The organism is Streptomyces sp. NBC_01363, assembly GCF_026340595.1.
Taxonomy (GTDB): Bacteria; Actinomycetota; Actinomycetes; order Streptomycetales; family Streptomycetaceae; genus Streptomyces.
This window is the reverse complement of the sequence record NZ_JAPEPF010000001.1, coordinates 2,521,919-2,545,653: the sequence shown is the minus strand read 5'-3', so window position 1 is coordinate 2,545,653 and position 23,735 is coordinate 2,521,919. Positions and strand designations below refer to the sequence as shown.

The following is a 23,735-nucleotide window of genomic DNA, read 5'->3' as shown; positions in this document are numbered from 1 at the left end:
GGAACAACGAGTCTGAGCAGCAGGGGGTCCTGGTGGCACGGAGCAGTACGCCTGGGGAGGGGACGCGGCCACGCGTCCGGCACGCCGGCCAACTCGGCTGGGACGACGGGCTGTACGAGGAAGGGTCGGAGAGCAGCACGGACTCCGGCACCGGGGAGCGGGGGGCCGCTTCCGGGGAGAGCGGTCACCGGCGCGGTGGCTCGAAGCGGCGCGGCAAGAAGGGCAAACGCCGGGTGCTGCGCTGGAGCGCGTCGGTTCTCGCGCTGCTCATAATCGGCGGCGCGGGGGCCGGATACCTCTACTACGAGCACCTCAACAGCAATCTCAAGAAGGCCGATCTGACCCTCGGCGACAAGAAGATGGCCGACCACAAGGCCAACGCCGCCGGTCAGACGCCGTTGAACATCCTGCTCATAGGCTCGGACGCGCGGGACTCCAAGGAGAACCAGAAGCTCGGCGGGGCGAAGAACACCTTCGGGTCGCCGCCCCTGGCCGACGTACAGATGCTGCTGCACGTCTCCGCCGACCGCAGCAACATGTCGGTGATCAGCATGCCGCGCGACACGATGCTGAAGATCCCGAAGTGCACCGACCCGAAGACGAAGCACGTCTACCCCGCGACCACCGGTCTGGCGATGACCAACGAGACGCTCGGCCGCGGCGGCCCCGGATGTTCCGTGGCCACCTGGTACGAGCTCACCGGCATCACCATCGACCACTTCATGATGATCGACTTCTCCGGTGTGGTCTCGATGGCCGACGCGATCGGCGGCGTCCCGGTCTGTGTGAAGAGCAATGTCTACTCGCGCAACAGCGAGGGCAAGGGCTCCGGGCTGAAGCTGGAGAAGGGCACCACGAAGATCAAGGGCAAGCAGGCCCTCCAGTGGCTGCGCACCCGCTACGGCTTCGAGGACGGCACCGACCTCGGCCGCACCCACGCCCAGCACATGTACATGAACTCGATGGTCCGTGAGCTGCGCAAGGGCACCAAGCTCACCGACCCGGGCAAGCTGACCGACCTCGCCGAGGCGGCGACCGACGCGCTCACCGTCGACAAGTCCATCGAGACGGTCAAGAAGCTCTACGACCTCGCGGAGGAGCTCAAGAAGGTACCCACCAAGCGCATCACCATGACGACGATGCCGAACGTCTACGGGACGGGCACGCTCAAGGAGCGGGTGCTCCCCAAGCCCGGCGACGCCGACCAGCTCTTCCAGATGGTCCGCGACGACGTCCCGCTCGACGGCAAGGCGTCCAAGCGCAAGGCACCGGCCGCCGCCAAGAAGCCCACGGCATCCCCGGCCGAGATCCCGGTGACCGTCCGCAACGGAACGCGTACCGACACCGATTACCCGGTCAAGGGCCGCGCCTCGACGGTCAAGGAGCTGCTGACCGGCAAGGGCTTCACCCAGGCCTCGATCGACGCGCAGAACACCGAGGCGGAGAAGCGGACCGGGATCCTCTTCCCCACCGTGGACATGGAGGGCAACGCCCAGTCGGTCGCCAAGGCGCTCGGCATCCCGCTGTCGGCGGTGAAGAAGTCGACCGACGTCTCGGGCATCACGCTGACCGTGGGGGCCGACTGGCGCGGGGACGGCGACTACCACGCGTCCTCCGCCGAGGAGAAGACCCCGGACAGCGCGCGGGCGCTCAACGGCGACGACGAGACGGCCTGCATGGACATCCAGCCGGGCTTCAGCTGGTAGCCGGGTACGACGCACCGCGGGGCCCCTCCGGTACATCGGAGGGGCCCCGCGTGGTTTCGGTGCTCAGACGGTCACGGCCGGGCGGCGGCTGGCGATGACCTTCTTCGCGAGCGAGCGCGGGCTGGTCAGGAAGCCGTATCCCCACGACATGTGCATGGTCGCGAGGGCCACCGGGATCTGTGCCCGCGCCTTCAGCGACAGGCCCTTGCCCGCCGGTACGGACCCGGCGACGATCGCCGCGACGTACCCGGCGGGGACGACGAACGCCCACGGGGTGACGGCCGCGCCGACCACGATGCCCGCCGTGATCGCGCAGACGGCGGTGGGCGGGGCCAGGTAGCGCAGGTTGATCGAGCCGGAGTGGTAGCGGGCGACGACGTGCCGCCAGCGGCCGTAGTCCTTGTACTGCTTGGCCAGCGCCCGCACGGAGGGGCGCGGCCGGTACTGCACCTTCAGCTCGGGCGAGAACCAGATCAGGCCGCCGGCCTCGCGGATGCGGAAGTTCAGCTCCCAGTCCTGGGCGCGGATGAACTCCACGTTGTAGCCGTCGGCCTTCTCCAGCGCCTCGCGGCGGAAGACGCCGAGGTAGACGGTCTCCGCAGGGCCCGCCTGGCCGCCGGTGTGGAAGGCCGCGTTGCCGACGCCGATCTTCGACGTCATGGCTGCGGCGACGGCGTCCTCCCAGGCGTTCTCGCCCTCGGCGTGCATGATGCCGCCCACGTTCTGCGCACCGGTCTCCTCCAGGAGGCGGACGGCGGTCGCGATGTAGTTCGGCGAGAGCATGCCGTGGCCGTCGACCCGCACCACTATCGGGTGGCGGGAGGCCTTGATCGCGGCGTTGAGGGCGGCCGGGGTGCGGCCGGTCGGGTTCGGGACGGTGTGAACCCGGGGGTCCTCCCGCACCAGCTCCGCGGCGATCTCGTCCGTACGGTCCGTGGAGGGGCCCAGCGCGATGACCACCTCCATCTCACCTGCGTACTCCTGCTCCAGGATGTGCCGGACGGAGTTCCTGAGGTGACGTTCCTCATTGAGCACCGGCATGATCACGGAGACGGCGGGGTGCTGCGCGGCAGACATGGTGATCCTCGGGTGGTCCTCGGGAGCGCCGGGGGTTCGCACCCCACCAGGCGGCATGATTCGGCCGCCACGTTACCGCGAATGGGGGATACCGGCGCGCCCCGCCGGGTTGCGCACCGGGCCGTAGATCATATGGACCTACTGTGCGAACGGTTCCCCTCGCACCGCGGAGGTCCCCCGTGCCCACACCGCACCACTCCCCCAGTTCGTCGCGCTCCCGCGCGGTTCCGCCGCAGCGCAGGTCCAGAAAACAGGACGAGCGGCCCCGTTGGGGCATGCGGATGGTGACCGGTCTTTCCGTGCTGGTGCTGGGGGCCGGCGGGATCGGTCATGCGGTGGTGACCAATCTGGAGACCGGGATCGACCGGATCGATCCGTTCAAGGACATGAAGAACCGGCCACGCGCGGGCAACGGCATGAATCTGCTGCTCGTGGGCACGGACGGCCGCGACCGGATCACCGCGGAGGAGAAGGAGAAGTACCGGCTGGGCGGTGCGCCCTGCCACTGCACCGACACGGTCATGCTGGTGCATCTGTCGGCGGACAAGAAGCGCGCGAGCATCGTCTCGCTGCCCCGCGACAGCTACGCCGAGATCCCCGAGCACACCGACCGGAACACCGGTGCGCAGCACTCCGCGCACCCCGTGAAGCTGAACGCGGCCTATGCCGAGGGCGGGCCGAGTCTGACCGTGCGGACCGTCGAGCACATGACGGGCATCAAGATCGACCACTATCTGGAGGTCGACTTCACCAGCTTCATGAAGACGGTGGACACCCTGGGCGGGGTGAAGATCTGCACGACCCGGCCGCTGAAGGACTCGTACACGGGTCTCGATCTCGCCGCGGGCACCCATGAGCTGAACGGCGGGCAGGCCCTCCAGTACGTACGCTCCCGGCATATCGACGGGGCCGCCGACCTGGGCCGGATGCAGCGCCAGCAGAAGTTCCTCGCCTCGCTGATCAAGCAGACGACCAGTAGCGGTGTGCTGCTGAACCCGGTGAAGTTCCAGGACGTCGCCTCGACGATGCTCAGCTCGGTCCGGGCCGACAAGGGGTTCGGGACGGAGCAGATGCTGGAGCTCGGCCAGGCGATGCGCGGCTTCTCCCCGGCCTCGTCCGAGTTCGCCTCCGTACCGATGGGGAATGTCTCCTACCCGGTCAAGGGCATCGGCTCGACGGTGAAATGGGACGAGGCGAAGTCGAAGAGGCTCTTCCGGGCGCTGCGCGAGGACAAACCGCTCGCCCCCGCGCGGCCCGAGCAGCCGAAGGCGGTGAAGGTCGACGTCGCCCCCCGGGAGATCCGGGTCCAGGTCTACAACGGGACTGCCAGGGACGGGCTCGGCAAGACGGTCGACGACGCGCTGCGCGCCACCGGCTTCGACACCACCCGCGCCCCGCTCAACGGGGAGCCGCGCGGCCTCAAGCACACCCTGATCACCTATGACCCGCGCTGGGACCAGTCCGCGAAGTCGCTGGCCCTCGCGCTGCCCGGGGCCGAGCTGCGGGCGGTGCAGGGACAGGGTGCCACGCTGCGAGTGACGGCGGGCGCGGACTTCGAGAAGGTGCGGCAGGTACAGACCGACAAAACGAACAACGGCGAGTTCGAAACGGTCACGGGCGACCAGGTGGCCTGCCCCTGACCGCGCCCCCGGGGACAGCGGCCCCGGGCGCTCTCAGTCCTCGATGCCTTCCGCCGCGCGCTTCTCGCGCAGTTCCCTGATCGCGCGGCGGCGGGCGAGGCGGTGGGTGCGCCGGATCTGCGCCTCCTGGTAGCGCCGCTTGTCGCGCCCCGTCTCCGGGATCACCTGCGGTACGGGGCGCGGCTTGCCGTCCGCGTCGACCGCGGCGAACACCAGGTAGGCGCTGCCGACCTGCTGGGCGGGGGTGGATTCGTTCCAGCGCTCGGCCATGACCCGGACGCCGACCTCCATCGAGGAGCGGCCGGTCCAGTTCACCTGGGCACGGACGTGCACGAGGTCACCGACCCGGACCGGCTCCAGGAAGACCATCTCGTCCATCGAGGCCGTCACGGCGGGACCGCCGGAGTGCCGGCCGGCCACGGCGCCCGCCGCGTCGTCGACCAGTTTCATGATCACACCGCCGTGCACCGTACCCAGCAGATTGGTGTCGCTGCCGGTCATGATGTGGCTGAGGGTGGTCCGGGAAGCGGCGGTCGGCTTGCCCGGAATGTCGCCCTCCGGGCGCGGGGCCTGATCTGTCATACCGTCCACCTTATGCGGGGGCTTCCTCCCGGCCGCAATGCATCAGCTTCGCAACAGCCCTGATGCGATTTCCCGCACCCCCTGTAATAGCGGTACTCCTGGCCTGCACACTGGTTCGCATGAACGATTGGCCCGAGGGATGGTCCGACGACAACCGCCGCGGCAACCGCTACGGGCAGGGCAGCGCCGGTGAGCAACCGGAGAGCGCCCGCTCGATGCCGCACGTCCAGCGGCACCCCGCCCCGCAGCGGCAGCGCCCCGCGCCGCCGAGGCAGCGGCCGATCCCCCAGCAGCCGGGCGGCTACGACAACGCCGGCCCGCAGTACGACAGCGGGTACAACACGGGCCAGGTCTACGGCGGCGGCAATGCCGGCGGCCAGGGCAACGGCCACGGCGGCGGCCAGGGCGGTGGCGGCTACGCCCAGGGACGCCCGGCGCCCGACTGGCGCCGCCGGATCAAGATAGGCGCGCTGTCCCTGGTGGTCGTGGTCCTCGGGGTCTCCATAGGCACGTACTTCTGGGCCGACTCCAAGCTCAAGCGCGAGGTGGACCTCTCCAAGGTCATCGAGCGGCCGGAGGGCGGCGACGGCACCAACTACCTGATCGTCGGTTCCGACAGCCGTGAGGGCATGACGGCCGAGGACAAGAAGAAGCTCCACACGGGCTCCGCCGAGGGCAAGCGGACCGACTCGATGATGATCCTGCACGACGGATCCAACGGGCCGACACTGATCTCCCTGCCCCGTGACTCCGATGTCGAGATCCCCTCGTTCAAGGGCTCCGACTCCGGCAAGCTCTATCCGGGCCGCGGCCGCTTCACCAAGCTGAACGCCGCATACGCCATGGACGGCCCCGAACTCCTCGTCCGCACCGTCGAGTTCAACACCGGGCTGCGGATCGACCACTACTGCGAGATCGGCTTCGGCGGCTTCGCCAAGATCGTGGACGCGATCGGCGGCGTGGAGCTGGACATCCCCAAGGCCTTCAAGGACAAGAAGTCCGGCGCCGACTTCAAGGCGGGCAAGCAGACGCTGAACGGCGAGCAGTCGCTGGCCTTCGTCCGCACCAGGTACGCCTTCGCCGAGGCGGACCTGGCCCGTACGAAGAACCAGCAGAAGTTCCTCGCGGCGCTGGCGAGCCAGACGGCGACGCCGTCCACGATCCTCAACCCGTTCAAGCTGTACCCGACGATGGGGGCCGGCCTGGACACCCTGGTCGTGGACAAGGACATGTCGCTCTGGTCCCTGAGCCAGATGTTCTTCGCCATGAAGGACGTCACGGGCGGCGACGGCAAGTCGATGAACATGCCGATGTCGGGCTTCAGGAACGGCAACGTGGTCTGGGACAAGGCCAAGGTGAAGCAGCTGGTGGAGCAGCTCAAGAACGACGAGAAGGTCACCGTCACCGAGAACTGACGACGACCGGCGGCAGGGCCCGGACGGTTCGCCGTCCGGGCCTTTGTGGTTCCGCCCGTGCCGGGTTCCGGCCCACCGCTATTCGCTGTAGTCGATGTTGCCCCACTCGTCCATCGAGGGATGGATCTTCGTGGGTTCCTGGTCGTCGACGTCCGAGCGCCGTGGCCCCTCCGGACTGGCGGGACCGATGCGCATCATCCGTTCGATCCGGGCGATCTCGAAGCGACGCCCCCGTACCTTCAGCTCGTTGGGCCGCACTCGCCGGGTGAACGCATCCACCGCCCGCGCGTACACGGCGGCCTCCTGCTCGTCGACCTCCCCGGTCAGCGGCAGCATCGTCTTCAGATAGTGGACCAGTGAGCGCCGCGCGTCCTGCGGAGTGGGGTGCTGACTGGACGCCATCGACCAGGACTTCTCCTTGCGCTCCATCACCCGGAAGACGACCGGCAGCAGCACCCGGCCCGGATGGGTCCGCAACGCCAGTTGCGAATCCGCCAGTACATCGGGCGGGAAGCGCTCCGAGGTGTACGAGAGCGGCACCAGGCCCATCCGGTCCAGGCCCTCCGTCAGCCCTACCGCCGCCGCGTGGTCGATGACGAAGCCCTTGGTGGTCGAGGGCGTGCGCGGCTGGGTGTCCCAGCCCTCCGAGTCGACGTCCGTGGGCCTGGGCGGCTCCAGGCGCCCTTCGCCGGTCCGGGCGAACTCGTCGGCGCGCACGACGCGGTAGCGCGTATCGCCGACGGTCAGTTCATTCAGCGGCTCGGTCTCCAGCCGGGCCACCGCGTCCAGCAGGATGCGCCGCTCGCGGGGGTCGTTCGTCTCGTCCTTGGCCTTGAACCAGAGATGGGAGTTCAGCTCGTCGCGGGCATCCTGCGGATAGCCGGTCTCCATGTCGGTCAGCAGCCGCCACCGCGGCCGCTCGCCGCGGCGCTGCTCGGCGATGCCGAAGAGCGGCCCCCGGACCACGATCTTCCCGTACGTCCGGGACGAGGCGAACGCGTCCGCCTCGGTGACCAGGGCCACCGGGTCGTCCCGGCGCTGCACATTGATGACGAGGTGATCCGGCGGTGCCTGATGGTGATCGCTCATGCACCCAGTGTGCCGAGACCGCGGACGGAAGGTGCGGGGAATACGGGAAGGAGGGCGCGGAACCTTGTCAGTGGCGCCGCCTACAGTCGCACGCATGACCCAGGAGCCACAGCCCCCGAACCTCATGCTCGACCTCGACGCACTCGCCGCGGCCGTCGGCGAGCAGCCCGACGGACAGGCGGCATGGCGTTTCATCCGCGCCTTCGCCCGCGACTGGAGCCAAAGCCCCCTCTCCGGGAACGACGGCTACGCCCCCGCCGAACTCGACGCGGCACAGGCCCGGCTCGGCCTGCCCCTGCCCGCGGCGCTGCGCGAGGCCTACCAACTGCTCGGGCGGCGCAAGGACCTGACCGACAATCAAGACTCACTGCTCGCCCCGCAGGACCTCTACGTGGACGAGGACCGCGGCGTGCTGGTCTTCCGCGTCGAGAACCAGTCCTGCGCCTACTGGGGCATACGCGTCACGGACCTCGACCAGGACGACCCGCCCGTCGTGGTCCGCGCCGACCTCGTCCGGCCCACCGCCGACGACTGGGCCGCGTGGCTGGGCCGGGTCAGCGTCGCGTTCGTCGAGATCGCCCTTTCCGAGGCTCTGTGCGCCGATGACGACCTGATGGGATGGGTGACCCCCGCCGACGACACCGGCCTGCCCGAGGACATCGCCGCCACCTTCCAGCGCCTGCCGTTCCCGGAATACCCGATCAGCCAGCAGCCGGGCTCACGCTGGTACGCGCACGACGAGATCATCCTCCGCGACGATCGCGGGACCGCGTTGTTCCGCGCCCGCACGGAGGCGGCCTTCGACCGCTTCGACGGGGAGGACGAGGAGGGCGAGGAGGACTGACGGGAGTCGCCCCGTCAGGGCCGGCGGCCGAGCGGGATCAGTGCTCGGCCGCGTAGGAGACGAAGCCGGTCCAGGCGTTGGGGCCGAAGGCGAGGCGTGGGCCCTGGGCGTTCTTGGAGTCCCGGACGTGAACCGTGCCGGGGGCGGCGGCGACCTCGACGCAGTCATTGCCGTCGCTGCTGTCACTGAAGCTGCTCTTGAACCACTCCAAGCCGGAGGCGTCCCCTGCAGAGCTCTTGCGGATCATGTCTCTCCCAGCACTTGCTCGATGAAGGCCAGCGACTCTCTTGGCGAGAGAGCCCGAGCCCGGATGATGCCATACCGCAGTTCGAGGATCCGGAGTTGCTTCGGATCGGAGACGGGGCGACCGGCGAACTCGTTGTCGGTGCGCCCCACGGCCGAGCCGTCAGCGAACTTCAACACCTGAATCCGTCCGCCTGTTCCAGGGTGATCCCCGCATCGTGTCGGCATCACCTGGATCTCTACGTTTCGCAACTGCCCCAATTCCAGCAGGTGTTCGAGCTGTTCGCGCATCACCATTGTCCCTCCGATCGGGCGGCGCAGCGTCACCTCTTCCTGGACAAAGCTGAGTTCCGGGGCGGGCTCCCGCGCGAAGACGGAGTGCCGGGCCATGCGCGCATCGACCATCCGCTGAAGCTCTTCCTGCGAGTAAGCAGGCCGACGCGTAGCGAGTAGCGCGCCCATGTACGCCTCGGTCTGCAACAGGCCGTGGATGTTGTGATTGCCATATGCCGACAGTTCGACGGCTCGCCCCTCCAGCTTCGCCAGGTCCCGGATCTTCTTCGGGTACCGGACCTCCGCCACGTCCTGCTTCATCGCCGCGATCTTCCCGCCCGCCCCCAGCACTTCGTCCGCTCTGTCCAGGAGCTCCGGGCGGGGGATGCGGCGGCCGCCCTCCACCTTGTAGATCTGGTCCTCCCCGTACCCGATCGTGGCCCCGAACTCGCCGGCCCGCAGCCCCGCCGCCTCCCGCCACGCCTTGATCTGGCGGCCCACCGCCGCGACCACGGCCGCCCCCGACTCGTCATCGGGATCGACGTCCCAGCCCGGCTCGTCCGCCCCGGCGTCGCCGCGTTCCGTACCGGTCTCATCCACGCTCATCCGTGCCTCACTTCCGATGCGTTTTGCCGTTCTTGGCTCAACCCCTGGTCTCCCCGACACGTCACCCCGGACAGCCGGGACAGCACTGGACAAGCACGGGACAATCGCCGTGCGTAAGGGGCTCGTTGCTGTTCGCGGTACGGACGCGCGGCCACGCTGAGTGACGTGACCCAAGAAATCACCCGAACCGAACATTCCGCTCCCGTCCGGCAGTTCACCGTGCTGCTCTCCCACCCGCCGAGGCGCCAGGCTCGCCCGTCTCCTGGCCACGGCACAGCTGGGCGAATGGGGAATCGCCTGCGAACCCGCCGCGCACATCGTCGCCGAGCTGGCCGCCAACGCCGCCGTCCACGGCCGCGTATCGGGACGGAGCTTCCAACTCGGCCTCACCGCCCACCGCGACGAGGTCCTGCGGATCGAGGTGACCGGCACCCGGGACGAGCAACTACCCGTCGCGTCCACCCCCGACCAGCACGCGGAGAGCGGACGCGGCCTGCTGATCGTCGAGGCACTCGCCGACCGCTGGGGCACCGTCGTCGGCCCCGTCCCGCGCAAGACCGTCTGGGCCGAACTCGACCTCGTACCGCGACCGCTCCACCGGGTCGCGGAAACCCACGACCCGGTGAGCCACGTCCCCGCGTTCCACGACGCATAAAGCTTTGAAGAACTTGGGGAAATTACCCTCCCCACCCAAACCCGACCCCGCCCCGCTCCCGTCACTCACTCGGGTGACATGGGGCAACTGGGCTGGATTTCATACGGGTTGCCTGGCATATGCTCGCCGCGACAAATCCAGACATGCGACGGCCCCCGACCGAGATTCACAGTCTCAACCGGGGGCCTGACCACCGAGGAAGAAGACGCTTCCCGATGGATACCCCGCAGATTATCGCGCCCCCGTGCGCCCCGTCCCCCGTACCCGGAGACGCCACACCGTCATCCGGTGTCATCCACATCAACTTCAGGCATGCCGCAGGCTTCACCGTCATCGGCAACCACCTCGCCCAGCACCGCGGACTCTCCCTCTCCGCGATCGGGCTCGCCGCCCACATCCAGTCGCTCCCCGCCGGAGCCAGGATCGGCATCAAGCGCCTTGCCGAACGCTTCCCCGAGAGCGAAACCCGCATCGCCGCCGCCCTGCGTGAACTCGAAGCCCACGGCTACCTCCACCGCAGCCGCGTACGCCTCGCCGACGGCCGCATCGCCACCCGCACCGTCTCGTACAACCAGCCCGGCGCGGTCACCCACCCCGTCGCGGCTTCCCGGCCCAGGACGGCCCCCAGCAAGCCAACCCCACCGCCGCCGCCACGCGTAACCACTCCCGAACCGCGCCCCGCTCCGGCCCCCGCACCCGCGCCGCAGCCCGCCCTCGTACCGGCCCCCACCGCGCGCACGACGCCGCCTCCGCCGCTCCCCCAGCCGCAGCAGCTCACGCCGGAACTCCAGCGCGTGGCCACCGCACTCCTCGCCGACCTGCGCCGCCACGCGCCTCAACTCGTCCTCTCCGAGGGCGGCATCCACGCCCTCGCCCCCGGCGTCGCCACCTGGCTCGACCGCGACGCCCACCCCGACACCGTCCGCCACGCCCTCACCACCGACCTCCCGACCCCCCTGAAACACCCCGCCAAACTCCTGCGCCACCGGATCACGACACTCCTGCCACCACCGCTACCAGGAGCCCAGGACGTCGTCGTAATCGCACGCCCCGGCGTCGTCGTCATCCCGCTCCAGAACTGCGACCGCTACGACCGCGCCTTCCGCTCCCGCCACCCAGGCCACTGCCGCGACTGCCGGACAGACCTCCACACAGCCGCCTGACCGGAACATCACCCACAACCCGAACGGATCTGCATGGTCAGCTCGCCCCACGAGGCAATGCACCGCATCTTCCAGGAGTACCCCGGCCTCTTCTCCCGCGTCTCCGAGGTGCTCGGAGTCGACATCCCACCACCCACCTCGGCCACCGCGCTGCCCACGGACCTCACCGAAGCCCGTCCCGTCGAACGCCGGGTGGACACCCTCCTGCGCATCGAAACGGAGCACGACGGGCCCTTCATCCTCGCCATCGAAGCCCAGGGCAAGAAAGACCCGCGCAAGACCGTCAGCTGGCCGTACTACGTCAGCTATCTCCACAACAGATATGGGCTGCCCATCCTGCTGCTGGTCGTCTGCCAGGACCACGCCACCGCCGAATGGGCCGCACGCCCCATCTCCATCGGCATCCGTCAATGGCGGACACTCGCCCTGAACCCCCTCGTCGCGGGTCCGCACAACATGCCGGTCATCACCGATGTGGCCGAAGCCCGCAAAGACCTCGCGCTCGCCACCCTGGCCGCCATCACACACGCCGACAATCCGGACGTCGGTGCCATACTGAAAACGCTGTCCGCCGCGCTGCGGGACACACCGGAAGCAATCGCCGACCCCATCGTCGAACTCACCGCACAGGGCCTGGGCAACCGCCCGGCCGCACAACAGTGGAGGAACCTGGTGGCCGTGGACACGTCTTTCTACAAGTCCTTCATGTCGGAAGAAATCCGGGACGAAGGCCGGGCGCAAGGCCGCACGCAAGGCCGCGCCGAGGACATCCTGCTGGTTCTCGAAGCACGTGGCATCGCCCTTGCCGACGAGACCCGCGAGAAGATCACCAGCTGCGACGACCCCCAGCTCCTGCGCCAGTGGCTGAACCGCGCCGCCACCGCCGCCACCATCGAGGAAGTCTTCACCGGGGAGTGATCCAGCCCCGGTCTCCTCGCCACATACACACGTCCGGCCCCCGATACGCGCATCGGGGGCCGGACCTGTGAAGCGATGACCGCTACGGCAGGTTCCGTGCCATGACGATCCGCTGCACCTGATTCGTGCCTTCATAAATCTGGGTGATCTTCGCGTCACGCATCATCCGCTCCACCGGGTAGTCCCGCGTGTAGCCGTAGCCGCCGAGCAGTTGGACCGCGTCCGTGGTGATCTCCATCGCGACGTCGGAGGCGAAGCACTTGGCCGCGGCGCCGAAGAAGGTGAGGTCACCGTCGAGGCGCTCGGACTTGGCGGCGGCCGAGTAGGTGAGCTGGCGGGCCGCCTCCAGCTTCATGGCCATGTCGGCGAGCATGAACTGGATGCCCTGGAAGTCGGCGATCGGCTTGCCGAACTGCTTGCGCTCCTGGACGTAGCCCTTGGCGTAGTCGAGGGCGCCCTGGGCGATACCGAGGGCCTGGGCCGCGATGGTGATCCGGGTGTGGTCCAGGGTCTTCATCGCGGTGGCGAAGCCGGTGCCCTCCTCGCCGATCATCCGGTCGGCGGGGATGCGGACGTTGTCGAAGTAGACCTCGCGGGTCGGGGAGCCCTTGATGCCGAGCTTCTTCTCCGGGGCGCCGAAGGAGACGCCCTCGTCCGACTTCTCGACGACGAAGGCCGAGATGCCCTTGGAGCGCTTGGTCGGGTCGGTGACGGCCATGACCGTGTAGTACTCGGAGACGCCCGCGTTGGTGATCCAGCGCTTCACGCCGTTGAGGACCCAGAAGTCGCCGTCGCGGACGGCCTTGGTCTTCATGCCGGCCGCGTCCGAGCCCGCGTCGGGCTCGGAGAGGCAGTACGAGAACATGCCGTCGCCCTTGGCGAGCGGGCCCAGGTACTTCTTCTTCAGGTCCTCGGAGCCGGAGAGGATCACCGGGAGGGAGCCGAGCTTGTTCACGGCCGGGATGAGGGAGGAGGAGGCGCAGACGCGGGCCACCTCTTCGATCACGATGACCGTGGCGAGGGCGTCGGCGCCCGCGCCGCCGTACTCCTCGGGTACGTGCACCGCGTGCAGGTCCGCCGCGGTCAGGGCGTCCAGCGCCTCCTGCGGGAAGCGCGCCTCCTCGTCGACCGCCGCCGCGTGCGGGGCGATCTTCGCCTCGGCGAGCGCACGCACCGTCTCCCGGAGCATCTCGTGCTCCTCGGCCGGACGGTACAGGTCGAAATCGGTCGAACCCGCCAAGACGCTCACTCCCCAAGACGCTAACTACCGTTAAGTAACCCAATTTTAGAGCGCGGCTCCCGAGATGGCCTACGCAATGCCCGCGTGAGCTTCACGACAGGGGTGGGCGAAAGGGAGGAAAGGGATCGGGAAGGGGTCGGGGAAGGGGTGGGCAAGCTGTGCGGACGGGCGGAAAACCTGGTCTTCGGGGGCACGACTATGCTCGTTCACCGCACGTCTGTCCGCATCTCACAGGAGCACTTCATGGCCCTCAGGATCACTGTGATCGGCACCGGCTACCTCGGCGCCACCCACGCCGCGGCCATGGCGGAACTGGGCTTCGAGGTGCTCGGCCTCGATGTCGTGCCCGAGAAGATCGAGATGCTCGGTGCCGGCAAGGTCCCGATGTACGAGCCGGGGCTGGAGGAGCTGCTGGGCAAGCACGTCGAGGGCATCGCGGGGTCCACCGGACGGCTGCGGTTCACCACCTCCTGGGAGGAGGTGGCCGCCTTCGGCGATGTGCACTTCGTCTGTGTGAACACTCCGCAGAAGCACGGCGAGTACGCCTGCGACATGAGCTACGTGGACAGCGCGTTCGAGTCGCTGGCACCGCATCTGACCCGTCCCGCGCTGGTCGTCGGGAAGTCGACCGTCCCGGTGGGCTCGGCGGCCCGGCTCGCGGCGCGGCTGGCGGAGCTGGCGCCGGTGGGTGCCGATGCGGAACTGGCCTGGAACCCGGAGTTCCTGCGCGAGGGCTTCGCCGTGAACGACACCCTGCGCCCGGACCGGATCGTCGTCGGTGTGGCGAGCGAGCGGGCCGAGAAGCTGCTGCGCGAGGTGTACGCGGTGCCGGTCGCCGAGGGGTCGCCGTTCGTGGTGACGGACTTCCCGACCGCCGAGCTGGTGAAGACCGCGGCCAATTCGTTCCTGGCCACGAAGATCTCGTTCATCAACGCCATGGCGGAGGTCTGCGAGGCCGCCGACGGCGATGTGAAGAAGCTGGCCGAGGCGATCGGGCACGACGAGCGGATCGGCTCGAAGTTCCTGCGGGCCGGGATCGGCTTCGGCGGCGGCTGTCTGCCGAAGGACATCCGGGCCTTCATGGCACGCGCCGGTGAGCTGGGCGCGGACCAGGCGCTGACCTTCCTCCGCGAGGTCGACTCGATCAACATGCGGCGCCGCGGCCACATGGTGGAGCTGGCCCGGGAGGCCGTGGGCGGCGATTCCTTCCTCGGCAAGCGGGTGGCGGTGCTGGGCGCGACGTTCAAGCCGGACTCGGACGACGTACGGGACTCGCCGGCGCTGAACGTGGCCGGGCAGATCCACCTCCAGGGCGGCCAGGTCACGGTCTTCGACCCGAAGGGCATGGACAACGCCCGGAAGCTCTTCCCGACCCTCGGTTACGCGGACACGGCACTGGACGCGGTGCGCGGCGCCGATGTGGTGCTGCATCTGACGGAGTGGCGCGAATTCCGCGAGCTGGACCCGGCAGCGCTCGGCGAGGTCGTGTCCCGCCGGACCATCCTGGACGGCCGCAACGCGCTCGACAGCGAGCTGTGGCGTGGGGCCGGCTGGACGTACCGGGCGATGGGACGCCCGACGGCCTGAGCCGTAGCCCCTCAGCCGCGCTTCGCGCGGTAGGTACGCATCTTGGCGCGGGCGCCGCACACCGACATGGAGCACCAGCGGCGGCGTCCCGCCGGGCTGCGGTCGTAGTAGGCCCAGCGGCAGTCCTCCGCCTCGCAGGCCTTGAGCCGGGCCCAGGTGCCCTCGGCCGCCGCGGTGGCGATGGCCGACGCGACGCGTGCGGTCAGCCCGGCCGGTTCGGTGGCGGGGCGCAGCGCGGCGGCGCCCGCCGCGTCCACGGTGACGCGCAGGGGCGCCTCGGCGAGCAGCCGGTCGAGCGGGGACTCGGCATCGTCCGGCGGGCGGTGGCCGGCGTGGGCGAGGCAGGCGGTGCGGAGCGCCTCGCGCAGGACGCGGGCGTCCGGGACCTCCGGTTCGGTGAGACCGAAGGTGGCGCGCCCGTCCGCCGTTTCGAGCATGTCCGCGCCCGTCTCGATGTCCAGTGTGTTGACCAGGGCCTCGATCAGCGCGAGTGCGCCGGGCGCGGATTCCTTCTCACTCATGGTTGCGACGTTACCTCCTTTGCGGCAGTATGCAGTAACGGTTACCAGTTGAGGCCACATAAGGGTAACCGGCAGGATTCATCCGTCGGAGGAGGAATTGTCATGGCTGTCGCCACCCTGGGTGCCGTCGTTCTGGACTGCCCCGACCCGGCCGCGCTCGCCGGTTTCTACGCGGGGCTGCTCGGCGGGGAGATCGTGCACGACGGCGAGGGCTGGGTGGAGCTGACCGGGGCCGGGGGCACGCTCCTCGCGTTCCAGGCCGCGCCCGGTCACGTACCGCCGCGGTGGCCGAGCCCGGACGCACCGCAGCAGGTCCATCTGGACCTGACCGTGGCGGATCTGGACGCGGCGGAGAAGGAGGCGCTCGCGCTGGGCGCCACCGTGCTGGACGCCGAGAACCGGGAGCGGAGTTTCCGGGTGTACGCGGATCCCGCCGGGCACCCGTTCTGCCTCTGCGCGGGATAGCGGACGACGCGTGGGGCGCCCCGGAGGGCGCCCCACGCGTCGTGCCTCAGACGGTCGCGCCGTCCAACTGTTCGATCGTGGCGTGCGACGGGCCGCGGCGGGTGCGCAGCTCGCGCGCGACGTCCTCGGCGTCACGCAGCACCCGTACGGCGTTCTGCCAGGTGAGCTTGGCGAGGTCGGCGGTGGACCAGCCGCGGCCGAGCAGCTCCGCGATCAGGTTCGGGTAGCCGGCGACGTCCTGGAGGCCCTCCGGGAGGAAGGCCGTGCCGTCGTAGTCGCCGCCGATGCCGATGTGGTCGATGCCGGCGACCTCGCGCATGTGGTCGAGGTGGTCGGCGATGGTCGCCACGGTGGCCATCGGGCGCGGGTTGGCCGCTTCGAAGGCGGCGTGGATCTCCATGGCCTGCGCGGTGGTGTCGAGGTGGTGCAGGCCGTGCGCGCGCATGTTCTCGTCCGCGGCCAGGGTCCAGGCGACGGCCTCCGGCAGGACGAACTTCGGCACGAAGGTCGCCATGGCGATGCCGCCGTTGGCCGGGAGCCGGCCGAGGACGTCGTCGGGGATGTTGCGCGGGTGGTCGCAGATCGCGCGCGACGAGGAGTGCGAGAAGACCACCGGCGCCGTGGAGGTGTCGAGCGCGTCGCGCATCGTGGTGGCCGCCACGTGGGAGAGGTCGACCAGCATGCCGGTGCGGTTCATCTCCCGTACGACCTCGTGGCCGAACGGCGAGAGGCCGCCGACGCCGGGCTCGTCGGTCGCCGAGTCCGCCCAGGCGATGTTGTCGTTGTGCGTGAGCGTCATGTAGCGGACGCCCAGGGTGTGCAGGGCGCGCAGGGTGCCCAGCGAGTTGTTGATGGAGTGGCCGCCCTCGGCGCCCATCAGGGAGGCGATGCGGCCCTCGGCGCGGGCCACCTCCATGTCGTCGGCGGTCAGTGCGCGCCGCAGGTCGGCGGGGTAGCGGCCGATCAGCTCGGCGACCACGTCGATCTGTTCCAGGGTGGCGCTGACGGCTTCGTCGCCCGCCATGTCGGTCCGTACGTAGACGGACCAGAACTGGGCGCCGACGCCGCCCGCGCGCAGCCGCGGGATGTCGGTGTGCAGATGGCCGGACTGGTCGGTGGCGATGTCGCGGGCGTCGAGGTCGTAGCCGACCTGTTCGCGCAGCGCCCACGGCAGGTCGTTGTGTCCGTCGACGACGGGGTACTCGGCGAGGAGTTCCCTCGCCCGCTCCAGCTGCCGCACGGCCGCCTACTTCCCGAAGCCGAAGGAGTCGGCGCCCTGGACCTTGCTGCGGAGCCGCTTGCCCTTCTCCGTCGCCTGGTCGTTCAGCTCCTGCTGGAACTCCCGCATCCGGGCCAGCAGCTCGCCGTCGTGGGCGGCGAGGATGCGGGCGGCGAGCAGGCCCGCGTTGCGCGCGCCGCCGACCGAGACGGTCGCGACCGGCACACCGGCGGGCATCTGCACGATGGAGAGCAGGCTGTCCATGCCGTCCAGGTACTTCAGCGGGACCGGCACGCCGATGACGGGCAACGGGGTGACGGAGGCGAGCATGCCGGGCAGATGGGCGGCGCCGCCCGCACCCGCGATGATCGCCTTGAGGCCGCGGTCCGCCGCCTGCTCGCCGTACGCGATCATCTCGCGCGGCATGCGGTGAGCGGAGACGACGTCGATCTCGTACGGGATCTCGAACTCGTCGAGGGCCTTGGCCGCCGCTTCCATGACGGGCCAGTCGGAGTCCGAGCCCATGACGATGCCGACGAGCGGTGCGGCGGTGGCGGGGGAGGTCATTCGGTGATCGTTCCTCGCAGGTAGTCGGCCGCGTGCCGGGCGCGCTCCCGCACGTCCGCCAGGTCGTCGCCGTAGGTGTTGACGTGTCCGACCTTGCGGCCGGGCTTCACGTCCTTGCCGTACATGTGGATCTTGAGCTGCGGGTCACGGGCCATGCAGTGCAGATACGCCTGGTACATGTCCGGGAAGTCGCCGCCGAGGACGTTGGACATGACCGTCCAGGTGGCGCGCGGGCGCGGGTCGCCGAGCGGCAGGTCGAGCACGGCGCGGACGTGGTTGGCGAACTGCGAGGTGATCGCGCCGTCCTGCGTCCAGTGGCCGGAGTTGTGCGGGCGCATGGCCAGCTCGTTGACCAGGATGCGCCCGTCACGGGTCTCGAAGAGTTCGACCGCGAGGTGGCCGACGACACCGAGCTCGGAGGCGATCTTGAGCGCGAGCTGCTGGGCCTCGCCGGCGAGCCGCTCGTCCAGCTCGGGGGCCGGGGCGATCACCGTGTCGCAGACCCCGTCGACCTGGATCGACTCGACGACCGGGTACGCGACGGCCTGGCCGTGCGGCGAGCGGACGATGTTGGCCGCCAGCTCCCGTACGAAGTCGACCTTCTCCTCGGCCAGGACCGCGACGCCGGCCCGGAAGGGCTCGGCCGCGTCCGCCTCGGAGCGGACCACCCAGACGCCCTTGCCGTCGTAGCCGCCGCGGACCGTCTTGAGGATGACGGGGAAGCCCCCGGCCTCCTCGGCGAAGGCGGCGGCATCGGCCGGGTCCTTCACGATGCGGTGGCGGGGGCAGGGCGCGCCGATCTCGGTGAGCTTCGCGCGCATCACCCCCTTGTCCTGGGCGTGCACCAGCGCGTCGGGTCCCGGGCGCACGGGGATGCCGTCCGCCTCCAGGGCCCGCAGGTGCTCGGTCGGTACGTGCTCGTGATCGAAGGTGATCACGTCACAGCCGCGCGCGAAGGCACGCAGCGTGTCCAGGTCGCGATAGTCGCCGACGACGACTTCGCTCACCACCTGGGCCGCCGAGTCCTGAGGGGTGTCGCTGAGGAGCTTGAACTTGATGCCGAGGGGGATGCCCGCCTCGTGGGTCATACGGGCGAGCTGACCGCCGCCGACCATGCCGACTACCGGGAACGTCACTCCTCCAGGGTATCCGCCGCCCCGGGGAGCTCCCGACGACGCCCTCCGGCCGCCCGGCCGGAGGGCCGTGTCACAGCATCGCCACACGGCTCCCGGCATCCACGGGCGACGCGGGGACGGGCTGGTTAGCATGACCGGGTTGACGTAACCGACAGACGGGCTGAGCGATCACCATGAGCGAACGGGGCGCATTGCGGGCGCGGCTGGAGCTGCTGGCCCGGGAAGTCGCCAAGTTCGGCGTGGTCGGCGCGGTCGGCCTGGTGGTCAACATGGCGGTGTCCAACCTGCTCTGGCGCTACACAAACATCCCGACGGTACGGGCCGGACTGCTGGCCACCGTCGTCGCCGTCCTCGGCAACTACATCGGCTTCCGCTACTGGACGTACCGGGACCGCGACAAGAGCGGACGGACCCGCGAGCTGACGTTGTTCCTGCTGTTCAGCGCGGTGGGCGCGGTCATCGAGACCGGTGTGCTGTACACGGCGACGTACGGCTTCGGATGGAACAGCCCGCTCCAGAGCAATGTCTTCAAGATCCTCGGGATCGGCATCGCGACGCTGTTCCGCTTCTGGTCCTACCGGACGTGGGTGTTCAAGGCGCTGCCCGCCGAGAAGGCCGCGATGCCCGCCGAGAAGGCCGTGCCCAGTGGCCCCGAGGGGTTCCTGAAGCAGGGGCGGACGGAGCAGGTGTCGCGGGTCGAGGCGGATCCGGTACGGCGATGACGGTCGGTGACGGACCGCGCCCGCCGCTCACCGCACCGGGCGTTCCGGTTCCTGCCGCTTCAGGGCCACTCGGCTGAGGAACAGGGCGAAGACCGCGGGCTGCTGCTGGAGCAGTTCGAGGCGGCCGCCGTCCGCCTCCGCGAGGTCCCTGGCCACCGCGAGGCCGATGCCCGTGGAGTTGCGGCCGCTGATCGTCCGCTCGAAGATCCGGGCGCCCAGGTCGGGGGGAACCCCCGGGCCCTCGTCCGTGACCTCGATGACCGCCTGGTTTCCGGTGACCCGGGTGCGCAGCGCGACCGTACCGCCGCCGTGCATCAGTGAGTTCTCGATCAGCGCGGCCAGCACCTGGGCGACCGCGCCCGGCGTGCCGACGGCCCGCAGTCCCTGCTTCCCGGAGCGGACGATGGCGCGGCCCGCGCTCCGGTAGGCGGGACGCCACTCCTCGATCTGCTGCTTGACGACCTCGTCGAGATCGAAGACGACGGCGGAGCCGGTACGCGGATCGCGGGCGTTGGTCAGCAGCCGCTCCACCACGTCGGTGAGCCGCTCGACCTGGGTGAGGGCGATGTTCGCCTCCTCCTTCACCGTGTCCGGGTCGTCGGTGACCGAGATCTCCTCGATCCGCATGGAGAGCGCGGTGAGCGGCGTACGGAGCTGGTGCGAGGCATCGGCGGCCAGCCGGCGTTCCGCGGTCAGCATTCGGGCGATCCGTTCCGCGGAGGCGTCCAGGACGTCGGCGACCCGGTCCAGCTCCGGCACCCCGTACCGCTTGTGGCGCGGTCGCGGATCGCCGGAGCCCAGGCGTTCGGCGGTCTCGGCCAGGTCGGTCAGCGGTGAGGTCAGCTTGTTGGCCTGGCGTACGGCCAGGAGCACGGCGGAGACGATGGCCAGCAGCGCCACCGCGCCGATGATCATCAGGGTGCGGCCGACCTCACGGGTGACCGCGGAGCTGGATTCCTCGACGGTGACCCGCTCGCCCCGCTCCCCCTCGGCCGTGCTTCTGATCACGCTGCCGGTGGGGCGCTTGCCGATTTCGAGGGGCGCACGGCCAGGGATCTCGACCAGCGCGTAGCGCTTGCTGGCGATCTGCTGGGAGAGCAGCACGGAGGTGATCCGCTCGTCCTCCAGCAGCCGGCTCTCGACGACGTTGATCAGCCGCAGCGCCTCGGAGTCGACGCTCTCCTGGGCACTGTTGCTGATGGTGCGGGTCTCGACGATGACGAGGGAGACGCCGAAGACGGCGATCACCACGAGCACCACGGCGAGCGTGGAGTTGATCAGTCTGCGGCGCATGAGTGCTTCCGCACGTCAGCTCTTCTCGAAGCGGAAGCCGACGCCCCGTACGGTCGCGATGTAGCGGGGGTTGGCGGCGTCGTCGCCTAGCTTCTTGCGGAGCCAGGAGATGTGCATGTCGAGGGTCTTCGTCGACGACCACCAGGTGGTGTCCCAGACCTCGCGCATCAGCTGGTCCCGGGTGACGACCCGGCCGGCGTCGCGGACCAGGACCCGCAGCAGGTCGAACTCCTTGGCCGTGAGCTGGAGTTCCTCCTCGCCCATCCAGGCGCGGTGCGATTCCACGTCGATCCGGACGCCGTGCGTCGCGGGCTGCGGCGCGGGCTCGGTGGCGCCGCGGCGTAGCAGGGCCCGGACCCGGGCGAGCAGTTCGGCGAGGCGGAAGGGCTTGGTGACGTAGTCGTCGGCGCCCGCGTCGAGGCCGACGACGGTGTCCACCTCGTCCGCGCGGGCGGTCAGCACCAGGATCGGCACGGTGTGACCCTCGGCACGGAGCCTGCGGGCCACTTCGAGGCCGTCCATCCCGGGCAGTCCCAGGTCGAGCACGACCAGGTCGATTCCGCCCTGGAGGCCGGCGTCGAGTGCGGTCGGACCGTCTTCACGGACCTCGACCTCGTAACCCTCCCGACGCAGGGCGCGGGCCAGTGGCTCCGAGATGGATGCGTCGTCCTCGGCGAGCAGTACACGGGTCATGCAGTGATGGTAGTCCGCGCGGAGGCGATGCCGTGAGGTGATCCAAAAGCCCTGCGGGTCTGCGAAATAAACGGAGAGTTGCCTTTGAATATGGGAGCACGGTTCCATTGAAACCTGTGATCCATCTCTCAAGTCCGTTCATATCCGGCACTGTCGTGTCGTATGGTTGCTCGACGCCTGTTGCACTACTCAAGGACCCTTGGGCAGCTTTTAGCGCCAAGGGTCTCTTTTGTTGGCCGACTGGTACCCGCCAGTCGCGGACTCAGTGAATGACCTGTGGCCGGGCCCGGAGCGCGAGGATGCGCACCGGGCGTGGATCCCGATGCGGTCGGTCCCCGTCCCCTTCAGCCGACTCCTTCGCGAGTCCGGCGGCCGGGACGAATCCCCTCTCAGGCGTGAGGGGTGGGGCGTGCCCGTGCCGGTGCCGGCCTCCCCCCACCGGGCGCACCACGCTCACAAGGCGTAGCGTCCCGAGCACACAAGGATCGACCATGGCGTCCAGCCTGACGAAGGACCCGGCCAGCACATCTGGATCCGCGAAGACCTTCTTCGGCCACCCCCGCGGCCTGGCCACTCTCTTCATGACCGAGATGTGGGAGCGCTTCAGCTTCTACGGCATGCGGGCCCTGCTTCCGCTCTACCTGGTCTCCAATTCCGGCCTGCACATGAACGCGGCCACGGCCACCGCGATCTACTCCATCTACATGGCGATGGTGTATCTGCTGGCCATGCCCGGCGGCTGGTTCGGCGACCGGGTCTGGGGGCCGCGCAAGACGGTCACCATCTCGGCCGCGGTCATCATGCTGGGCCACCTGACGCTCGCGCTGCCGGGCTCCGGCACCTTCTTCGCCGGTCTGGCGCTGGTCGCGCTCGGATCCGGTCTGCTGAAGGCCAACATCTCGACGATGGTCGGCCACCTCTACAACGGTCCGGACGACCCGCGTCGCGACGGTGGCTTCACCGTCTTCTACATGGGCATCAACCTCGGTGCCTTCGCCGCGCCGCTGATCATCGGCACGATCGGCGAGAAGGTGAACTGGCACCTCGGCTTCGCCATCGCCGCGGTCGGCATGGCGCTGGGCCTGGCCCAGTTCCTGATCGGTACGCGCCACCTCAGCGCACGCAGCAGCGTCGTCCCGAAGCCGCTGTCGGCCGAGGAGCGCCGTACGACCCTGCGCAAGGGCCTGCTGTGGCTGATAGTGGCCGTCGTCTTCTACAGCGTGCTCGTCGCCACCGATGTCTACACGCTGAACTGGGCGCTTGTCCCGATCACCGTCGCCGGTCTGCTCATTCCGGTCGCGGTGCTGGTGCGGATCAAGCGGGACCGGGACCTGTCGAAGACCGAGCAGTCGAAGATGTCCGGCTACATCTGGTTCTTCGTCGCCGCGGCCGTGTTCTGGATGATCTACGACCAGGGCGGCTCCACGCTGTCGCTCTTCGGTGAGTCCTCCACCACCAACAGCCTGTTCGGTGTGGACTTCCCGACCTCCTGGTACCAGTCGGTCAACCCGGTCTTCATCATGGCGCTGGCCCCGGTCGTCGCCTGGATATGGCTGGCGCTGAACCGGCGCGGCAAGGAGCCGAGCACGGTCGTCAAGTTCGGCTCGGGCCTCTTCCTGGTCGGTGTCTCCTTCCTCGTCTTCATGCTGCCGCTGACCATGACGACGGACGGCGACAAGGTCAGCCCGATGTGGCTGGTGTCGATCTACTTCCTGCAGACCGTCGGTGAGCTCTGCCTCTCCCCGGTCGGCCTGTCGGTCACCACGAAGATGGCGCCCGCGAAGTACGGCAGCCAGATGATGGGTGTCTGGTTCCTCGCGGTCACCGCGGGCGACTGCACCACCAGCCTGCTGTCGCTGGCGGGGGTCGACCTGAACAAGACCGGCATGGTGGGTCTGGAGGCGGCGCTCGCGATCGTCGCGGCGTTCGCGATCTGGATGTACCGCAAGAAGGTCACCCAACTCATGGGCGACGTGCGCTGACGCGCTGAACGCGTACCGCCCGTACAGCTGAACACGTACCGCCCGTACACAAGGGCCTCCGCACCGGTCGACGGTGCGGAGGCCCTTGTGCCGTTGTGC

General features: G+C 69.4%; 22 protein-coding genes and 1 pseudogene. 11 read left to right on the top strand and 12 right to left on the bottom strand.

Going from position 1 to position 23,735, the window contains the following annotated elements; all coding sequences use genetic code 11:
* Nucleotides 1–32 precede the first annotated feature (32 nt).
* Nucleotides 33–1,706: an LCP family protein gene (locus tag OG611_RS11895; RefSeq protein ID WP_266418436.1), complete on the top strand. Its 1,674-nt coding sequence runs from the start codon at nucleotides 33–35 to the stop codon at nucleotides 1,704–1,706.
* Nucleotides 1,707–1,769: 63 nt separating this feature from the next.
* Here the strand turns inward: OG611_RS11895 and OG611_RS11890 are convergent, their stop codons facing one another.
* A complete protein-coding gene (locus OG611_RS11890; RefSeq protein ID WP_266418434.1) occupies nucleotides 1,770–2,783 on the bottom strand; it encodes a glycosyltransferase family 2 protein in 1,014 nt (337 codons plus the stop codon).
* A 275-nt stretch (nucleotides 2,784–3,058) separates the two neighbouring features.
* On the opposite strand from OG611_RS11890, the gene OG611_RS11885 reads away from it, so the two are divergent.
* Entirely contained in the window at nucleotides 3,059–4,423 is a 1,365-nt protein-coding gene (locus OG611_RS11885; protein WP_323180164.1) for an LCP family protein, read from the top strand.
* 33 nt (nucleotides 4,424–4,456) lie between these two features.
* On the opposite strand, the gene OG611_RS11880 is transcribed toward OG611_RS11885, so the two are convergent.
* On the bottom strand, nucleotides 4,457–5,005 hold the full coding sequence (locus OG611_RS11880; protein WP_266418430.1) for an acyl-CoA thioesterase: 549 nt from the start codon (nucleotides 5,003–5,005) through the stop codon (nucleotides 4,457–4,459).
* Nucleotides 5,006–5,124: 119 nt separating this feature from the next.
* On the opposite strand from OG611_RS11880, the gene OG611_RS11875 reads away from it, so the two are divergent.
* Nucleotides 5,125–6,420 (top strand): LCP family protein, encoded by a 1,296-nt coding sequence (locus OG611_RS11875; protein ID WP_266418428.1) that lies wholly within the window; start codon nucleotides 5,125–5,127, stop codon nucleotides 6,418–6,420.
* A gap of 78 nt (nucleotides 6,421–6,498) precedes the next feature.
* Here OG611_RS11875 and OG611_RS11870 read toward each other — a convergent pair whose 3' ends face one another.
* Nucleotides 6,499–7,509, bottom strand: coding sequence for a DUF5954 family protein (locus tag OG611_RS11870; protein ID WP_266418426.1), 1,011 nt, complete (start codon nucleotides 7,507–7,509; stop codon nucleotides 6,499–6,501).
* Between the two features lie 94 nt (nucleotides 7,510–7,603).
* Here OG611_RS11870 and OG611_RS11865 point away from each other — a divergent pair, with 94 nt between their 5' ends.
* Nucleotides 7,604–8,353 carry an SMI1/KNR4 family protein gene (locus tag OG611_RS11865; RefSeq protein WP_266418424.1) on the top strand — a complete coding sequence of 250 codons (750 nt, stop codon included), beginning with the start codon at nucleotides 7,604–7,606 and terminating at the stop codon, nucleotides 8,351–8,353.
* A 37-nt stretch (nucleotides 8,354–8,390) separates the two neighbouring features.
* Here the strand turns inward: OG611_RS11865 and OG611_RS11860 are convergent, their stop codons facing one another.
* Nucleotides 8,391–8,600: a DUF397 domain-containing protein gene (locus tag OG611_RS11860; protein WP_266418422.1), complete on the bottom strand. Its 210-nt coding sequence runs from the start codon at nucleotides 8,598–8,600 to the stop codon at nucleotides 8,391–8,393.
* A complete protein-coding gene (locus OG611_RS11855; protein WP_266425793.1) occupies nucleotides 8,597–9,475 on the bottom strand; it encodes a helix-turn-helix transcriptional regulator in 879 nt (292 codons plus the stop codon). The genes OG611_RS11860 and OG611_RS11855 overlap by 4 nt, the downstream gene beginning before the upstream one ends.
* Nucleotides 9,476–9,640: 165 nt before the next feature.
* On the opposite strand from OG611_RS11855, the pseudogene OG611_RS11850 reads away from it, so the two are divergent.
* The 3 genes and pseudogenes from OG611_RS11850 (at nucleotide 9,641) to OG611_RS11840 (ending at nucleotide 12,211) form a co-directional block, all read left to right on the top strand.
* Nucleotides 9,641–10,130 (top strand): annotated as a pseudogene (locus tag OG611_RS11850) (ATP-binding protein).
* Between the two features lie 215 nt (nucleotides 10,131–10,345).
* Nucleotides 10,346–11,293, top strand: coding sequence for a helix-turn-helix domain-containing protein (locus tag OG611_RS11845; RefSeq protein ID WP_266418420.1), 948 nt, complete (start codon nucleotides 10,346–10,348; stop codon nucleotides 11,291–11,293).
* A 33-nt stretch (nucleotides 11,294–11,326) separates the two neighbouring features.
* Nucleotides 11,327–12,211 carry a hypothetical protein gene (locus tag OG611_RS11840; protein ID WP_266418418.1) on the top strand — a complete coding sequence of 295 codons (885 nt, stop codon included), beginning with the start codon at nucleotides 11,327–11,329 and terminating at the stop codon, nucleotides 12,209–12,211.
* Between the two features lie 82 nt (nucleotides 12,212–12,293).
* Here OG611_RS11840 and OG611_RS11835 read toward each other — a convergent pair whose 3' ends face one another.
* On the bottom strand, nucleotides 12,294–13,451 hold the full coding sequence (locus tag OG611_RS11835; RefSeq protein ID WP_124723042.1) for an acyl-CoA dehydrogenase: 1,158 nt from the start codon (nucleotides 13,449–13,451) through the stop codon (nucleotides 12,294–12,296).
* Nucleotides 13,452–13,694: 243 nt separating this feature from the next.
* On the opposite strand from OG611_RS11835, the gene OG611_RS11830 reads away from it, so the two are divergent.
* Complete coding sequence (locus tag OG611_RS11830; RefSeq protein WP_266418415.1) at nucleotides 13,695–15,038, top strand: UDP-glucose/GDP-mannose dehydrogenase family protein; 1,344 nt, start codon at nucleotides 13,695–13,697, stop codon at nucleotides 15,036–15,038.
* A gap of 11 nt (nucleotides 15,039–15,049) precedes the next feature.
* On the opposite strand, the gene OG611_RS11825 is transcribed toward OG611_RS11830, so the two are convergent.
* A complete protein-coding gene (locus OG611_RS11825) occupies nucleotides 15,050–15,559 on the bottom strand; it encodes a CGNR zinc finger domain-containing protein (RefSeq protein WP_266418413.1) in 510 nt (169 codons plus the stop codon).
* A gap of 102 nt (nucleotides 15,560–15,661) precedes the next feature.
* Between OG611_RS11825 and OG611_RS11820 the strand changes: the two genes are divergently transcribed.
* The gene (locus OG611_RS11820; protein ID WP_266418411.1) at nucleotides 15,662–16,024 is read left to right on the top strand and encodes a VOC family protein; all 363 of its coding nucleotides are present in this window, start codon (nucleotides 15,662–15,664) and stop codon (nucleotides 16,022–16,024) included.
* Nucleotides 16,025–16,070: 46 nt separating this feature from the next.
* On the opposite strand, the gene OG611_RS11815 is transcribed toward OG611_RS11820, so the two are convergent.
* From OG611_RS11815 to OG611_RS11805, 3 genes are read right to left on the bottom strand one after another with little or no spacing between them, the layout of a single operon-like run.
* Nucleotides 16,071–17,264: a dipeptidase gene (locus OG611_RS11815; RefSeq protein ID WP_266418409.1), complete on the bottom strand. Its 1,194-nt coding sequence runs from the start codon at nucleotides 17,262–17,264 to the stop codon at nucleotides 16,071–16,073.
* Between the two features lie 6 nt (nucleotides 17,265–17,270).
* The gene (purE, locus tag OG611_RS11810; RefSeq protein WP_266418407.1) at nucleotides 17,271–17,810 is read right to left on the bottom strand and encodes a 5-(carboxyamino)imidazole ribonucleotide mutase; all 540 of its coding nucleotides are present in this window, start codon (nucleotides 17,808–17,810) and stop codon (nucleotides 17,271–17,273) included.
* Nucleotides 17,807–18,946, bottom strand: a complete 1,140-nt coding sequence (locus OG611_RS11805; protein ID WP_266418405.1) for a 5-(carboxyamino)imidazole ribonucleotide synthase — start codon at nucleotides 18,944–18,946, stop codon at nucleotides 17,807–17,809. Before OG611_RS11805 ends, purE begins: the two co-directional genes overlap by 4 nt.
* A 173-nt stretch (nucleotides 18,947–19,119) precedes the next feature.
* Here OG611_RS11805 and OG611_RS11800 point away from each other — a divergent pair, with 173 nt between their 5' ends.
* The gene (locus OG611_RS11800) at nucleotides 19,120–19,668 is read left to right on the top strand and encodes a GtrA family protein (RefSeq protein WP_266418403.1); all 549 of its coding nucleotides are present in this window, start codon (nucleotides 19,120–19,122) and stop codon (nucleotides 19,666–19,668) included.
* A 27-nt stretch (nucleotides 19,669–19,695) separates the two neighbouring features.
* Here the strand turns inward: OG611_RS11800 and OG611_RS11795 are convergent, their stop codons facing one another.
* Both OG611_RS11795 and OG611_RS11790 read right to left on the bottom strand, forming a co-directional pair.
* Entirely contained in the window at nucleotides 19,696–20,961 is a 1,266-nt protein-coding gene (locus tag OG611_RS11795) for an ATP-binding protein (protein ID WP_266418401.1), read from the bottom strand.
* Nucleotides 20,962–20,976: 15 nt separating this feature from the next.
* Complete coding sequence (locus OG611_RS11790) at nucleotides 20,977–21,654, bottom strand: response regulator transcription factor (RefSeq protein WP_072488330.1); 678 nt, start codon at nucleotides 21,652–21,654, stop codon at nucleotides 20,977–20,979.
* 491 nt (nucleotides 21,655–22,145) lie between these two features.
* Here OG611_RS11790 and OG611_RS11785 point away from each other — a divergent pair, with 491 nt between their 5' ends.
* Complete coding sequence (locus OG611_RS11785; RefSeq protein ID WP_266418399.1) at nucleotides 22,146–23,636, top strand: peptide MFS transporter; 1,491 nt, start codon at nucleotides 22,146–22,148, stop codon at nucleotides 23,634–23,636.
* Nucleotides 23,637–23,735 lie beyond the last annotated feature (99 nt).